Origin of the sequence: Rhodococcus sp. T2V, from assembly GCF_029269925.1 — a bacterium.
GTDB lineage: Bacteria > Actinomycetota > Actinomycetes > Mycobacteriales > Mycobacteriaceae > Rhodococcus_F > Rhodococcus_F koreensis.
This window is the reverse complement of record NZ_JARJBD010000154.1, coordinates 1-15,009: the sequence shown is the minus strand read 5'-3', so window position 1 is coordinate 15,009 and position 15,009 is coordinate 1. Positions and strand designations below refer to the sequence as shown.

General features: G+C 63.0%; 15 protein-coding genes. 4 read left to right on the top strand and 11 right to left on the bottom strand.

The window, feature by feature from the left end; all coding sequences use genetic code 11:
* Positions 1-211: 211 nt before the first annotated feature.
* Positions 212-3,478: a protein kinase gene (locus P3H15_RS50765; protein WP_276144281.1), complete on the bottom strand. Its 3,267-nt coding sequence runs from the start codon at positions 3,476-3,478 to the stop codon at positions 212-214.
* A 300-nt stretch (positions 3,479-3,778) separates the two neighbouring features.
* Positions 3,779-4,036 carry a putative quinol monooxygenase gene (locus tag P3H15_RS50760; protein ID WP_276144280.1) on the bottom strand — a complete coding sequence of 86 codons (258 nt, stop codon included), beginning with the start codon at positions 4,034-4,036 and terminating at the stop codon, positions 3,779-3,781.
* A gap of 587 nt (positions 4,037-4,623) precedes the next feature.
* Between P3H15_RS50760 and P3H15_RS50755 the strand changes: the two genes are divergently transcribed.
* On the top strand, positions 4,624-5,535 hold the full coding sequence (locus P3H15_RS50755; RefSeq protein ID WP_276144279.1) for a LysR family transcriptional regulator: 912 nt from the start codon (positions 4,624-4,626) through the stop codon (positions 5,533-5,535).
* A gap of 202 nt (positions 5,536-5,737) precedes the next feature.
* On the opposite strand, the gene P3H15_RS50750 is transcribed toward P3H15_RS50755, so the two are convergent.
* Positions 5,738-5,956: an alcohol dehydrogenase catalytic domain-containing protein gene (locus P3H15_RS50750; protein WP_276144278.1), complete on the bottom strand. Its 219-nt coding sequence runs from the start codon at positions 5,954-5,956 to the stop codon at positions 5,738-5,740.
* 182 nt (positions 5,957-6,138) lie between these two features.
* Here P3H15_RS50750 and P3H15_RS50745 point away from each other — a divergent pair, with 182 nt between their 5' ends.
* Both P3H15_RS50745 and P3H15_RS50740 read left to right on the top strand, forming a co-directional pair.
* On the top strand, positions 6,139-6,750 hold the full coding sequence (locus P3H15_RS50745) for a helix-turn-helix domain-containing protein (RefSeq protein ID WP_276144277.1): 612 nt from the start codon (positions 6,139-6,141) through the stop codon (positions 6,748-6,750).
* The gene (locus tag P3H15_RS50740) at positions 6,687-6,911 is read left to right on the top strand and encodes a hypothetical protein (RefSeq protein ID WP_202801323.1); all 225 of its coding nucleotides are present in this window, start codon (positions 6,687-6,689) and stop codon (positions 6,909-6,911) included. Before P3H15_RS50745 ends, P3H15_RS50740 begins: the two co-directional genes overlap by 64 nt.
* Positions 6,912-7,119: 208 nt before the next feature.
* On the opposite strand, the gene P3H15_RS50735 is transcribed toward P3H15_RS50740, so the two are convergent.
* The 7 genes from P3H15_RS50735 to P3H15_RS50705 form a co-directional block, all read right to left on the bottom strand.
* A complete protein-coding gene (locus tag P3H15_RS50735) occupies positions 7,120-7,899 on the bottom strand; it encodes an SDR family NAD(P)-dependent oxidoreductase (RefSeq protein ID WP_276144276.1) in 780 nt (259 codons plus the stop codon).
* Positions 7,896-8,435 (bottom strand): VOC family protein, encoded by a 540-nt coding sequence (locus P3H15_RS50730; protein ID WP_276144275.1) that lies wholly within the window; start codon positions 8,433-8,435, stop codon positions 7,896-7,898. The genes P3H15_RS50735 and P3H15_RS50730 overlap by 4 nt, the downstream gene beginning before the upstream one ends.
* 83 nt (positions 8,436-8,518) lie before the next feature.
* Positions 8,519-9,280, bottom strand: a complete 762-nt coding sequence (locus P3H15_RS50725) for an N-acyl homoserine lactonase family protein (RefSeq protein ID WP_276144274.1) — start codon at positions 9,278-9,280, stop codon at positions 8,519-8,521.
* Positions 9,281-9,287: 7 nt separating this feature from the next.
* Positions 9,288-10,610 (bottom strand): MFS transporter, encoded by a 1,323-nt coding sequence (locus tag P3H15_RS50720; protein ID WP_276144273.1) that lies wholly within the window; start codon positions 10,608-10,610, stop codon positions 9,288-9,290.
* 133 nt (positions 10,611-10,743) lie between these two features.
* Complete coding sequence (locus P3H15_RS50715) at positions 10,744-12,162, bottom strand: VOC family protein (protein WP_276144272.1); 1,419 nt, start codon at positions 12,160-12,162, stop codon at positions 10,744-10,746.
* On the bottom strand, positions 12,159-12,896 hold the full coding sequence (locus P3H15_RS50710) for an alpha/beta hydrolase (protein WP_276144271.1): 738 nt from the start codon (positions 12,894-12,896) through the stop codon (positions 12,159-12,161). The genes P3H15_RS50715 and P3H15_RS50710 overlap by 4 nt, the downstream gene beginning before the upstream one ends.
* Before the next feature lie 68 nt (positions 12,897-12,964).
* On the bottom strand, positions 12,965-13,459 hold the full coding sequence (locus P3H15_RS50705) for a hypothetical protein (protein WP_276144270.1): 495 nt from the start codon (positions 13,457-13,459) through the stop codon (positions 12,965-12,967).
* A gap of 487 nt (positions 13,460-13,946) precedes the next feature.
* Between P3H15_RS50705 and P3H15_RS55985 the strand changes: the two genes are divergently transcribed.
* Positions 13,947-14,267 carry a hypothetical protein gene (locus P3H15_RS55985; protein ID WP_369426237.1) on the top strand — a complete coding sequence of 107 codons (321 nt, stop codon included), beginning with the start codon at positions 13,947-13,949 and terminating at the stop codon, positions 14,265-14,267.
* 333 nt (positions 14,268-14,600) lie between these two features.
* On the opposite strand, the gene P3H15_RS50700 is transcribed toward P3H15_RS55985, so the two are convergent.
* Positions 14,601-14,801, bottom strand: coding sequence for a hypothetical protein (locus tag P3H15_RS50700; RefSeq protein ID WP_276144269.1), 201 nt, complete (start codon positions 14,799-14,801; stop codon positions 14,601-14,603).
* Positions 14,802-15,009 lie beyond the last annotated feature (208 nt).

The following is a 15,009-nucleotide window of genomic DNA, read 5'->3' as shown; positions in this document are numbered from 1 at the left end:
ACCAGCGCAAACATCAGCCGAACCCAGAAATCCCCGCCGACTTGTGCAAGTCAGGTGGCCGGCCCGCAGCAGGTCCGCAGATCGTCGAACTGCTCGCGACTCCCGTGTCATCCCAGTCGGTGGACGGTTTGGCCGCGGGTATCGTAGTACCGGCGGACCGATGAGTGCGATTCCTATGAGCGCTTCCATTGCGAGTCGCCACGGTGCTTCGTCAATGCGTCTGGTCCGCAACCCAAGCTGCAACTTGTGCACGGGAAGTGAATCCTAGTTTGGCCAGAATGTGTTCGACGTGGCCTTGGGCGGTCCGATCGGATATCACCAGTTTGGCAGCGATCGCCTTGTTGGTCAGGCCTTTACTTATCAGGTTAGCTACCTGTTGCTCTCGCTTCGTCAGCGTCGGCTCGGGACGGTTCTCAGGGCTGCGCGCCGACGGCTTCTGTTCGCCGAGTGCGTACGCGACGGCGGTGTCGAAATCCATTCTCCTGCCATGCCGGACAGCTGACTCGTAGGGTTTCTGGCCGAGAAAGCTCCGCGCCCCTTGTCCGCATTTCTCATGGTATACATCGAGGTTTGGATAGGCGCGCGCGACGCTCTCGACCGATCTCCCAATTTGCTCGGCTGCTCCGAGCAGGATTGTGGCCCGGGGCCAGTCCCGCCGTTCGCCTGCGATCCACGCCATTACTTCGAGGCACGCTGCGGCGAGACGCGGAATGTTCGCCTGCCGTGTCAGCCGTAACGCGTGTTCGAGAAGCGGCGCTCCGCGATCGGTGGCGCCATGGCGCCACCATGCAAGACCCAATGCCCATAGTGTGTATGACCGTTGCATGACTTCACCGTGGCGCTCTGTGATGGCAAGCACCTGCTCGTGCTGCTCGATTGCCAGATTCGTTTCGCCACTTAACTCATAGGCCATTCCCAGTGCGCTCAGCGCGCCGGTCTCGAGTGTTCTGTTGTCCTGTGCGCCGAACACGGTGATGGCGTTCTTAAGGAGAGGGCACGCGCGAGAGGGTTCGCCACTGAAGAGGAATAGGGCGGCTTCAGAATACAAAGCCAGCGCGCCAATCATAGGGTCGTCGGTCGACTGGGCGAGCGCTCGGCACTCATCGACTAGCGCGGTTCCGGACTGAAGATCGCCTTGATTGAAAGCCAGGAGGCTGGCGGCGTTCAGTGCCTTTGCCCGTTCGACTGTAGGTGCCGGGCTGCAGGTGCGCGAAAGCAGGCGGTCGAGCCACCGTCGTCCCTCGCTGTAGAGGCCTTGTGAGATCCAGTACCAGAATTGCGCGGCGGCGAGTTGCAGCCCGGCCGTGGGGTCGTCGGAGACGCAGAGTTCGAGCGCTTCCCGGATGTTGGATTGGTCCCGATTCAGTCGAGAAATCCAGAGGAGTTGGTGTGGGCTGATCCACTCAGCCTCCGCCTTGAGCATCATTTGCACGTACCAGTCACGGTGCCGGCGCTGCAACAGCGGGTATTCCCCTGTCTGGTCGAGTTTTTCGCGGCCGTAGTCGCGGACGGTCTCGAGCAGCCGGAATCGTACCCCCGTACCAGATTCCTCACGGATTAGGATTGATTTGTCGACCAGGGAGGTCAACGCATCGAGCAAGTCCGTCGACTCCAGGTCCTCACCGCACACCTGTTCGGCCGCATCGAGTTCGAAGCTGCCAGCAAACACGGCCACCCGGCCCCAAACCAGTTGTTCTCGGCCGGTGCACAGTTCGAAGCTCCAGTCTATCGACAATCGTAACGTTTGCTGCCGCGAGGGTGCATTGCGGCTGCCTTGCGTGAGCAGCGTATAGCGATCGGTGAGACGCTGCAGGATCTGTTGGGGGGACATCGCCCGCAGACGGGCTGCTGCCAACTCGATCGGAAGCGGTAGTCCGTCGAGTCGGCGGCAGATCTCCGCCACCGCTCCCGCGTTCTCGTCGGTGAGAGCGAATCCGGGGACTGCGGCAGTGGCACGTTCGGTGAATAGCCTCACCGCGTCGTAGCGTGGCAGTCCCTTCGGCGTGACTTTGTGGGCCCGATCGGGGACGGTCAATGCGGGAACTCGCAGCACGACTTCGCCACCGACAGTGAGAGCTTCGCGGCTGGTGGCGAGGATCCGAAGGTCTGGACATGACTGCAGTAGGGTCTCGGACAGTTCGGCAACGGCGCCTATTACTTGTTCGCAGTTGTCGAGGATTAGCAGCGTCTTTCGCGTCGCCAGGTAGTTGATCAAGACCGTGACCATCGGAGTCACAGCCTGATCCCGTAGTCCGAGGGCAGCCGCTACCGCATCCGCCGGTAGCGCAGGGTCGCGCAGTTCACCCAGTTCAACCAGCCAAACACCACTCGCGTAGTGTCGCGAAAGGTTCGCGGCGACGTGTAGCGCCAACCGGGTTTTGCCTACCCCGCCGATTCCAGTCAACGTCAGCAACCGAGATCCGCTGAGCAGATCTTTCGCGTGGGTCAGCTCGTGCCGACGGCCGATAAAACTGCTCAACTCCGCGGGGAGATTGCCTTCCTTGCCGCGAGGCGTCGAGACCAGCGGCAGCCCCTCCTCTGCTTTCGATTGCGAATCAATTTGCTGTGCAACAGGTCCTACAAGTAGAGCCATCTCATCGACGACAAACCCGCGATTGCTTTGGATCTGACGCAGCTGCTCACCGAGCTCGGCGGCTGTGCCGGGGCGCTCGTCCGGGTTGCGGGACATCGCACGGGAGATCACCGCGGATATATCATCCGGGATGCCTTTCTCACGCAGATCCGGCAGCGGCTGGCTGGTGATCCGCAAGAACTGCGCCACCACCTGCTCACCGCTGAGGCGTTCAAACGCCGCGTGCCCGGTCAGTGCGCTGAACATCGTGGCCCCGAGACTGTAGATGTCCGAGGTTGGCGTCGGCGGATGCCCGGTCAGCACCTCGGGTGCCGTGTACGCCGGCGAACCTGTGACTGTTCCGGTCGCCGTCTCGAACCCGCCGGCGATGTGTGCGATACCGAAATCGGTCAGGACGGGTTCTCCGTAATCGGTGAGCAGGATATTCCCGGGTTTGACGTCACGGTGCAGTATGCCGAGTCGGTGCGCCGTTTCCACCGCGCCCGCAAGCTTCACGCCCACTCGCAGCACCTCGCGGAGCGGTAATGGGCCACGGTCGCGGATTCGAGCGTCGAGAGAGGCCTGTCGATAGTAGGGCATTACGATAAACGGCCAACCGCTGTCCGTCTCACCAACCTGCAGAACATCCACGATGTTCGGGTGCCCTGTCAACCGGCCCATCGCCTGCTGTTCCCGGAAGAATCTAGCCCGGTTCTCTTGATCGAGGACGACAGTAAGAACCTTCACCGCCACGACGCGGTCCAGGCCGGGCTGGGCACAGCGATAAACCACTCCGAACCCGCCATGACCGATCTCCTCGGCGTCATCTAAACCGTCTGCACGAAGCTCGGCGGCCGCAACCAAAGGCGAATACCGACTGGTCTCGACGGGATCCTGCTCGCTCATCAGTCTGACCAACCGATCCAGTTCGTGAACCAGTTATCTCCCGGACATTCTGACCACTCCACACACATGCGGTTACCCCTCTGCACGTTCCTCCAGGATATCGCCATCGATCGATCGTTTCATCGATCTCAGCACCGCGCGCCCGATCGATGCACCAACGTTCTGCTCGAGGTGGGCGTCACCGCTCGACAAGGCGGGCCGGCTATGCCGCCGCCTCATCGCTGGACGGGCCCCGGTCAGTGCTTGCTGTCTACCCTGAAGTTAGTTTCTCAAAAGAGTTAGCGCTCATTCACAGGAGTGCTAGATCCTTCTGAGGCATACATTCCGTGGCACCTCTCCTCGGTTCCCAGTCGTGTGGGCGATGGTGAAGGCGTCTTCGTCGGTGTAGACCTCGTAGAGGTGGAACCGCGTCGGGATGGTGTTGTCGCGGTGCACGTCGAAGATCAGGCATCCGGGTTCGTCGCGCAGGGAGGCGCGGGCATTCTCGGTGATGCCGTCGATGAAGTCGTCGAGGTGATCGGGGCGAACGTCGAGGGTGACGAACACGGTGTAGCTCATCGGCCGTCCGATCCGATGGGGGGACACCGACCGAGCCGGCGAGGTCGGCGAGCGCGGAGACGGTCCGGTGCGGGAGGGAGATGCGCCCGGCCGCCTCGGCGACCGGGCGGTTCTCTATCTCTCCGGGAACGTAGATCTCGGTTCCGGCCGCAGCGGGTGAGGATTTGATGGTGCCGATCAGATCGTCCATCCGCTCGCCGAATCGACGGCGCGGCATGATCGCGTCGATGGACAGTGGCAGATCCACGGGAGGCGGTAGCCGCACGGTAGTGATTGGCAGTGTAACGTTCATGCGCAGAACCGAATGTCCCTTGACAGTGGGCAGCAACGAGTTGCGATCAGAAGAGCACAGGCGACTCTCCGCTCAGAGAAGGACCCGACCGGCCGCCGTCGCGCAATTGCTCGATAGAGTCTTGGATGAACACGGCCTCGACCGATTCGGCGCAGCCCGCTCCATGCGATCTGTGCAAGGCCCCGATCGCCTCCCCGGTTGGCAATAGCTTGGGAGTGTCCCTGATTCGGGGGTCGTTCCCGGAGAACAATATTGACAGAAAGGTCGCGCCTGTCGACGGAGGAAGGTTGCACGCATGATCGAGCTGAGGCTTCTGCGCTACCTGGTCGCGGTGGCCGACGCCGGCACGCTGGCCGCTGCGGCACACGATGTACATGTCACTCAGCCTTCGTTGTCGCGGCAATTGCGGGCGCTTGAGCAACGGCTGGGCTTCGCGGTCTTCGACCGGTCCGGCATGCGGCTCACCCTTACGCCGGCCGGACGCAGCTTCGTGCACGAAGCGCGTGACCTCCTCCGCTCGGCACAAGAAACCGAGGCAGCAGCACAGCGACTGGCATCGGGAATTCCTAAAAAGATCACCATCTCCGCTCCGATGACAACAATCACCGACATGCTCTCACCGTTCATGGCGCAGAATCTGACCGACCGAGATCCCCATATCGAGTTTCTACCGGTTCTGCCCGCCGAGGGTTTCACTCCCCTCGAATCCGGTGCCGACATCGCTATCGCCAGCGCCCCACCGCTGGAACGGCACATGACACAACTTCTCGGTCAGATTCCGCTCTTTGCTCAGTTCCGGGCTGGGCACCCGTGGTCGGCACGTTCGCAGATCCACATCCGCGAACTCGCCCAACAACCGTTGGTGCTACTGACGCATGCTCATCGCACCCGAAACCTGTTCGACACCCTGATGAACGATGCCGATGCCACGTACCTGTCGTACGTCGAATGCCACGTACCAAAGGCCGCGCAGGCCCTGGCCGCCGCAGGCCGCGGGGTGGTCGTGCTGACGGATCTACCCGTGTTCGACCTGGTGGCGGCACCGCTCTATAACGACAACGGTCCCATCGAGGTCCGAATTCACGCCGCCTGGGAGCGTAATCATTATGCGGCACACGATATTAGCCGGCTGGCACTGTTGATCCGCGATCATTACACGGCGCGGCTGACCGCCACCTCCAGGATCGGCCGGGGCGCCGTCCCATAACGTCGGCAGCCCATCACTCGGCGGACCATGGCCCGTGTTGTGACCGCCGGAGAGTGACCGAGAAGGTAGCAGCCATTTCATACCCGACGTGGTCGTGTCCGACCTCGCTGCCTGTGACCAAGGTCTTGGACGCGACGCGACGCGACGTGGTTGATTTCTGTTTCTTCGCGTATTGAGGGACGCCGCTGGTTGACCTGTCAGGTCATCTCGAGGATGACCTTGCCTCGCGCACCGCCATCGCGTGCCGCTGGTCGAGCAGCGTGAAATCGGCGAACGCACCCGGCGCCGGCCCCAACACCCGATCGCCGACGGTGAACGCCGTGACACCGGGACCGACGGCCTCGACCACACCGGCGAGTTCGAGTCCCGCAACGTATTCGTTCCCGGTCCGTGAACCGGGATTATATGCTCCCTCGAGCATGTACATTCCGCCCGGTTGACACCGGCGGCATGGACTCGGACGCGCATCCGTCCCGGTCCCGAGCCGGCGATCTCGACGTCACGCACCTGCTAGTAGCGTGTCGCTGCTTAGTTCTGCCTTGTTTCGTTTAGGTTGGGGGCGGCAGACTTCCCCCTTCCCCTCTGCCGGTCAGGACTGTTGGCATGCCTTCGCAGAAGAAGCGTCCGGTGACGTTGAGCTCGGCTGATCGTGAGTTCTTGGAACGGTTGACCACCACCGGGGTGCATCCGGCCTCGATGATCCGACGGGCCCGGGTGTTGCTGGCACTGGACACCTCGGTCGGGGCGGTCGATGAGAAGAAGGTGATCGCAGCACGGTTGGGAGTCTCGGGTGAGACGGTGCGACTGGTGGCCAAGCGGTTCGCTGAGACCGGTCAGGACGTGGAGGCCACGATCGGGCGCAAGCAGCGTGACCTCCCACCGGTGCCGTCGCAGATCACCGGGGAGGTCGAGGCCAGGTTGATTGCATTGGCTTGCTCGACGCCGCCCGAGGGTCATGCCCGGTGGTCGCTGCGATTGCTGGAGAAGCACGTCGCCCTGGTCGAGGACATCCCAGACCTGGACCACTCGACCATCGGCCGGATCTTAAAAAACGAAACTTCGTCCTCACCTGAAGAAGTGCTGGACCATCCCACCAAAGACGAACGCGGAGTTCGTCGGCCGAGGCGCTCGCGCTCGCGCAGCGGCTCGAGATCCACCACACCCCCAAACACGGCTCGTGGCTCAACATCGCCGAGATCGAACTCTCGGTGCTGACCCGCCAGTGCCTGGACCGGCGCATCGAGGACCTCGAGACCCTGGGCGCCGAACTCGCCGCCTGGCAACGACAGACCAACGCCGATCAACGCCAGGTCCAGTGGCACTTCACCACCGACGACGCCCGCATCAAACTCCGCCACCTATATCCCAACACTTAGCCGCGACAGTCTACTAGTCGCGCGGTGCCCCCGGTCAGTGCGGTCATGGTGACCATTGTGCTACTCCTCTTCGAAGGGTGCCTCGAAAACGGTCGCGGCGAATCTCGGGTTGCTCGGCGACAAGGTTGCAAGGGATGCGTTCACTACCGGCACCAGTGAAAGAGGTGGGCGCCCGGCAGGCTGCGGGCACCCACCTTTCGCCTTGTGGTCAGTACATGGCCCTGCCACCGCTAATGTCGAAGGTCGTTGCGGTACTGAACGAGCATGCGGGCGAGGACAGCCAGGCCACCAACTCGGCCACCTCGTCGACCTCGACGAACCGTCCCATCGGCACCCGCGCCAGCAGCCGGCCCACGTGTTCTTCCCGGCTTTCCGTACCGCGCTCGCCGAAGATCGCGGTGTCGGCCGGACCGGGGGTGACGCAGTTGACGAGGACGCCCTCTGTGGCGAGTTCTTTCCCGAGGCTTTTGGTCAGGGAGATCACGGCTGCTTTCGACGCGGCGTAGGAGGCGGCCTCGGGGTTGCCTTCCTTTCCGGCGATGGAGGCGATGTTGACGATCCTGCCCCAGCCCCGTTCCCGCATACCTGGCAGGAGGGCCTGGGTGCAGTGGAGTGTTCCGGTGACGTTGACATCGAAGGTGCGCTGCCATTCCTTGATCGGCAGCTCCGCAGTGGGGCCTCGCCAGCCGAGAATTCCTGCGTTGTTGACCAACACCCCAGGACTGCCGAGTGTCTCGAGTGTTCGGTCCGTGGCCTCGTCGACGCTGGCGGGGTTCGTGATGTCGACGGGACACCATTCGATCCGGCCGGACACCACGGCGCGTAACTCGATCGCCGCCGTGTTCAGTTCGTCGGCGTCGACGTCCCACATGGCTACGTCGTATCCGATACTCGCCAGTTTCTTGGTGACCGCGAGCCCGATGCCTCGGGCGGCACCGGTGACGACGGCGCGGCGGGTCGGGTCGACCGGTTGCGGCTGCGCAGTCATTTCGTCACTCCCAGACGTCGGATCGGATCGGTGCCATCCCATCCGATCGAGGCTTCCTCGATGGTCTTGAAGTACTCGGCTTTCCCGCCGGTGGTTTCCGACAATTCGATCGTGCCGCCCGGGACGTCGGGGTGGACGTAGTAGGCGAAGCGGCCCCGGGTACCCATCCGGCCGGCATGCCCCTCGACGTATCCGGCCTCGAGAAATTCTTTGGCGTGACGGTCGAACTCCGTGGTCCAGTAGGCGATGTGCTGAGCCCCTTCGCCGCTTTCGTTGAGGAAGTCGCGGTACAGTGACGGCGCGTCGTTGCGCTGCTGGATCAGCTCGATCTGCATGGAGCCCGAATTGGCGATGGCGATCGAGAGTTTCGGAAGTTCTTCGAGCGCTTCACCGTAGTAGCTGAACTCGGTGACGCCGACGTTTTCCTTGTAGAACCACGGACCCACCTTCATCTTGCCGCTCCAATGCGCCATGGCCTTCTCGATGTCGCGCACGACATATCCCACCTGGCGGGCACCGCCGAACAACGTACTCATGAAAATTCTCCTTTGATGTCAGTGATACTTGGACTCGGGAATCCCGCAGGGTGCGGCCGCGTGAACGAAGGCCGTGGCCGAGGTCAGCCCAACCTGTCCGGGGCTTGCGGAACGGCTGTCCAGGACTGCGGGTCGTGGCCGACCATGACACGAGTTCCCGAGTCGCGCATCGCACGGATGCGATGCAGAACTTCGAGGGTTTGGTCCGGATCGGCCAGGATTCCAGGGAGGTGGAAGTCGTCCAGGGTTCGGTCGAGGTAGCATGCGTCACCGCACAGCAGATACCGGCCACGGTCGGTGTTGACCAGCAGGGACTGATGGCCGGGGGTGTGACCGTAGGTCGGCACGCACAGCACCGATCCGTCTCCGAAGACGTCGAACTCGCCATCGAGCAGGCGGACCGGTTGTCCGGTGTCGAAATCGACCTGCCGGTAGGCCATCCGGTCCTCTGGTTGCTGCACCGCATGCTTCCATTCGAGGCTTTGCACGAGCACCTCGGCGTTGGGGAGAAGTATGTTCCCCCCACAATGGTCGTGGTGTAGGTGCGAATTGACGACGATGTCGATCGCACCCGGGTCGAAGCCCGCGGCCGTCAGCCGACTCGATACCTGGGCCTGCGTTGAGAAGTGGAATGTCCGATCGTTCTTGGCATTGGCGGTGACGTAATTGTCGTAATCGCTCAACAGCAGCGGGTTCAGACCGGTATCGAAGACGACCTGTCCCCGCGGATGGACAATTAGATACGAACCCATAGGGACCCGGATGACGCCCGGTTCGTCCTGACGGAGGAAATTGAAGGGGATGGTGATTTCTCCGCAGGTCATGGCGTAGAGAGAGACGGACATGATGTTCCTAGACTGTGGTGTGTTCGGTGGACGGCGCATTGTGCGCCCGTAACTCGCCGTGCCGGGTGCCGGCGCCGGTGCGCCGGGACAATACGGTCGCGGCGACGACGGCGAGGACCACATACGCCAGCTGGTAGGCGATGACCGACCAGATCGTGCCGGTGCTGGTCAGCAGGAACTGCGAGATCATGGGGATTCCGGAGACGAGGACCACGGCTGTGATCTGATAGCTCAGCGATATGGCCGTGTACCGGACATGGGCGGGGAACGCCTCGGCTAGGAAGCCGGCGATGATCGCGTATGCGCAGCAGAGCGGAATGATCAGGGTGGCCAGCCCGATCCCAGCGAGCCAGGTGTTCGCGGTGCCCACCATTAGGTATGCGAACGGGGTGAGTGGAACGGCGGCGACCATGCAGACCTGAAAGACCCTGATCGGCTCGAACCTGGCGGCCAGGACGGCCCCGAACGGTTGGACGACGAACTGGACGATGGACATGATGAGGATGGCAGTGAGCATGGACTGTCGGCTCATACCGAGATCGGTTGTGGCCCAGTTCAAACCGAATACGTGAGCGAACGTGCCGGCACTGTTGGTTGCCGCGCCCGCGGCTGCTCCTAGTAGGATCAGCAATGGCATCTTCCGGATGACCTCGGCGACCGGAAGCTTCACGGTCGCCTTGTCTTTGACGGCCTTGACGAAATCGGGTGATTCGTCGATGCCGCTGCGGATGACGAGTCCGATGACGACCAGTATGCCGGAGGCGAGGAATGGCAGGCGCCATCCCCATGCCTCGAACTGCTCCACCGGGAGGAGTCCAACCAAGAGGAACGCCACGGCGGCCATGATGTTGCCTGCTGGGGCCCCCTGCTGCGCCCAGGCGCCCGCCGAGACCCTACGATCTTTCTGGGCGTGTTCCGACGCGATCAACACGGCGCCCCCCCACTCACCGCCAACCGCAATGCCCTGCACAACTCGCAGGGCGACGAGGGCGATCGGCGCAGCGATACCGATGGCGCCGTAGGTGGGGAGGAGCCCGATGCCGACGGTGGCGATTCCCATCATGAGAAGGGTTGCCACCAAAGATTTCTTTCGACCGATCCGGTCACCGAGATGACCGAAGATCACTCCACCGAGCGGGCGGGCGAGGTAACCGACGCCGAAGGTCGCAAACGAGGCGAGAATACCCGCCGTCGGGTTCAGGTCGGGGAAGAAGACCTTGCCGAGGATCAGTGCGCTGGCAGTGCCGTAGATGAAGAAGTCGTACCACTCGACGCTGGTTCCGAAGAACGCGGCGAATCCGGCTCTTCGCGCCTGTGATGGTGCAGTCATTGTTGTCTCCGATGGCGTGACTTATGAATAACGCGGCCGGACGATCCGAGAGGTCGACCGCGGTTCGGCGAAAGGTTCGATCGTGGCTCTCCGGCCCTCGCAATGGGCGCCGGATCGTGTCGGAAAGGTATCCTCACACGGGCGTCGGACGTCGTTCGGTTGCGGTGTCGTTAGTGATCTGTTCCAGGTGCAATTGCTCCGCTACCCGCTCGAGAGAGTGCACCCGCGCTCTGGCATAAAGGTCCTGCGGATCGTGAATCCGAGAACCGACGACCCCCTCCATCCACGCCTTGTCCCGAGTGACCCCGTCACCGGAGGCGTTGACCCGACCCTCGCCGGTGAGATTGGAGGAGAAGATCCCTGCCGCCGACAATGGCAGGAAGTCTTCGTAGACGATCGGTTCGGCGTCCACCCAGCCGCCGGCGAGCAGATCTGCCAGGTCGGAGGGTGCGTGCCCCCCCACACCCGGTCGTACCCTAAAGGTGAAGTACGCCAAATCCTGCAGGGCGAGTTCGCGTTCGGTGTCGGGCAGGAGTTCTCGCCAGAACGTGGCCGCAAGCGCGTCCTGCACTTCTGCGGGTTGATCGGCGACCGAGCGGATCTGCCGGCACAGCCTTTCGTAGCGCTCGAGGCCCTGCGGGGTCAGTGCGATACCCCGTGCCTCGACCTCGCCGAACCGGACCTTGAGGTGACCGCCGGTCACCGCCCCGCCCGCCTCCCGGAACCGGCGGGGCTCGCCGAGGGCGCGGAATGAGGTTTGGCGCAGGAGCACTTCCGGTCCCGCCCAGCGGGGCGGACCCTGAATCTTGTCGATCATCTCGATGCCCCGGTCCTGCATCCGCAGGTACAGCTGGTCGATGTCGAGGACCCGGGGGGTGAGATGGTTGATGTGAGTGCTTCGGACGCCACCGATATCGGCGGCCACACTCGAGACTCGCTCAAGTTCCTCGTACCAACCGCGATCTACCGGCTCGGGGCCCAGAGCGAAGCACTGCACCGCCAGCCGAACGAACTCGTCGGCGTACTCGTCATCGAGTCCGCCCCCTGCCGCTGACTGGCGGGCCAGTTCGAGCAACCTTCCGGAGAAGAGGGTGCGGTGGTCGAGGAATTCACGCAAGCGCCGTTCGAGGTCGTCGTCAAAGAATCGGCGATCCTCTGAGACGAGCATCGAGGTGAAGACCCGGAAGGGATTGATCGCGAGTTCGTCGTCGTCAATCGGGCGGAAGGCTGTCGATACGACCGGGATCGGATAGGGGTAGGCGGCGCGGAGATCGTAGAAGCCCACCGGATACATCCCGAAGCCGGCGAACAACTGTGCCACCTGCGCCAGTTCGCGTGGCGTTCCGACGCGGATGGCCCCGTGTCGCTCGGCGGTGACCCGGTCGATGGTGCCCAGCCGCTGCGCTTCGGCGCCCCGGGAAGCGAGCACCTCGGTGTTGATCTCTTCGCATACCTCGACCAGCGTCCGGTAGGCGGGCACTTCCGTGCCGTACATCGTCGAAAGGGCCTGCGCGAAACGCGCTCTCAGCTCGCCCTGGGTAACAGTGGTCACCGGAGTTCCTTCTCAATAGGCTGGGCACCGACCTCGCCGGTGACAACCCCGGATAGACGATCGGCAAGGAATGCGGTCAGTGCCTCTGTCTGCCGCGCGTCGGGAGTGTGGTGTGGCCCAGGGACTGCCATCAATTGTTTGTCGGCCGAGCCCAGCGCGTCGAACAGATCCACCTGACCCTGACGGTCGAAGATCTGATCGTCCCACCGCACATAGTGCAATGTCGGAAGTGAGAGCGTCGCCGCGTCGGCGATCAGACGGCCCCTGGTGTTGTTGTTCGTTCCCCACATGCCCAGGACCGCGGCACCGAACGTCGCGCCTTCGGCCGCCAGCAATGGAATTCCGTACAGGGATCCCATCGACAGACCGAAGTAGCCGATCGGAACTTCCGGAAGGAGCCCGCGTGCGTGCGCCAGCGCGGCCCGCCAGTTCTCAACCATGTCGTCGATCCTCGGGTCGGAATGCCACCACTTCTGCCAGTCCGGTTTCACCGCGTCCGGATCCCGGCCACCATCCAGTCGGCGGTCCCCGTGTACGGGTCCGTCGATCGATAGACTTGCCATCCGGTGCCGGTGCGCGAACCCGCATGCGAGTTCGCGGGTCCGTTCGTCGGCCCGGTGGCCGTAGCCACCATGGCCGATGAGCACCAGCCCCGCGGGCGCCGCGTCGGACGGAGTCCACAGGGACGCCCGGATCACAGTTCCGTTGCTGCGGGCGGTGACGTCGGTACACACGGGGTCCGACGATTCAGGTACTGCCGGCGCGGGGGCAGTTGCGCTGAGCGGGACGGTCATGACAAGGCCTAGTTGAGAGTCGGGTCGACGAACATCGCCTTCGGGCGGCTACCGGCCAGCACCGCGATGAGGATATTCTCCTCGTCCGGAGTGCCCACGGTGATGTTCACGAAGCGGCGAGGCAAATAGGCGGGCACGGCGATGCAGTCCAGCGGGCCGAGCTCGATCGAGTGCTCCTCCTTGCTGCCGAAGATAATCTTCCAGCGGCCGTTGACCGGGATGAAGGTCTCATTCCCGTCGTGGACATGCAAAGACGGTCCGTTGCCCGGCTTGACCTGGACGTAGGTGATGTTGAAGCCCTCCTCGATCGGGATGGCAGGCAGCGAATCGCCCGCGTTGTTGACCTCGAGGCCCGGTCCGAGAACCGTAAAGATCTTCTTTGCGTTCCCGTCACGGCCGTTGTCCGGGTACCGCTCCGGGTTGTACTGCAGTTCATCAAAACGAGCGATTCGCTCGAGGACGGCTTCGAGTGGTACGTCACGAGGCTCGAGGTGCACAGTCATGGGGTATCCCTTCCTTGATTGGAGTGACGCCTACCGGACCACGATCGAGGGTGTGTCCTACGTCATGTCCCACGGTAGGGACCAACGAAGTTGCCGTCCAATACTTGTTAGGCCACAAAACTATGCCTCTGAGGCAACATTGCGCCCAAATACCCGGAGGCACCCGGGTACGACGCAAACCGGGGATATCGCAGTGGCTTCGTAGCGGCGGTCGGACGTGCCACCGCACAGGTCGACAGAGGGGTGGCCTGCGGCGATCCCGTCTTCACAGAGTTCTGCGAGCTGATCGCCGGAGACGGTCGGCATCGATGCTTCGACGTCAAACCGGAACGGTGGGCCAGGCCCCATGGTCGCCGCTCACGCCACCATCGATCCGGGTAGCCGATTCGGTGCCGTTACCAGCCGCTGAGTGCACGCCTACATCGGGCTCCCTGACGACCGGCCGCTTACTGTCTAGCGAACCACCACAAGTACCGCGGGTTCCATAATGTGGACAGGTTCGGTAGCGAGGGGCGATCTGGGTGTCCAGTTGATAACGCTGGGCGTGTTGGTCGCGGTGTTCGCGGTCGCGACGTGGCGATCGGTTCATGTGAGTGCGCTGGCGCTGGCGCTGGCGGCTGAGCTTGTGGTGGGAACGACGATCGCGGAGAATCGATCGACGAGATCATGTCGAGCTTGCCGGTCGATATCCTTCTGCTGCTGCTCGGAATCACGCTGCCTCTTCGGCATCGCGCGGTCCAACGGATTCATCTGCGAACCCCCGGCCGGGTCGCGCCCAGTCGCTTACCGTCCGGGCATCCTGACTTAATCTTCGGCCCGTATTAGGCTATCTCATAGTGGGCTGCTGAATTGAGCAGATCGTGGTCGTCGGATCGATCTGGCTTGGCTGGAACCGCGGAACATGGAAGTGATTCTCCAGGTCGAGGCGCCCAAGAGCGCATCCGTGTCCATCCCGCGGTAGCTTTCGAACATCCGAATATGAAGTCCTGAGCTTTTTTTCACTTCCTCGAATCAATCGGCGTCCCCGGCAACGTGCACACCCTCCCCGCCTGTTCCGCTTCAGTGGAGACGAACCCTTCCAGTACATCCTGACCGCTTGGCGACCGCAACGCAGGCCCGGGTGGCGAGGCAGATCGACGAGTCAGGCTGTGCGGCGGGTGGTGTGGGTGGCCGCGCACATTGGGCACCACGTCACCTCACCGACGATCCACCCGTTGGTGCGGGCAAAGTCGACCGCCTCGGCCCGTTTGGCGGCGGCCGCGTCGAAGGTGTGCTCGCACAGATCGCACCGCAGCGTCCATCCACGCCCGGTTTCGGATCGCACAAAAGTATGAACGGTCATGTCATCCCCGCGATTTCGACATTGTGCCCCCGGCATGACCCATCCACGCGGCCGCGGTGGCGCACGCGGTGCCGTTGCTCGCTTCGTTGATTCTCACGCAGACCATCCCTCTGCATCGGTGCCGAGTGCGGACTCCGTGGTGGGCGGGGCCTTGTGGTCGTGGACCACGTGTTCCCACCAGGACTCGAGTGGGCTGGGTTCGGGCCAC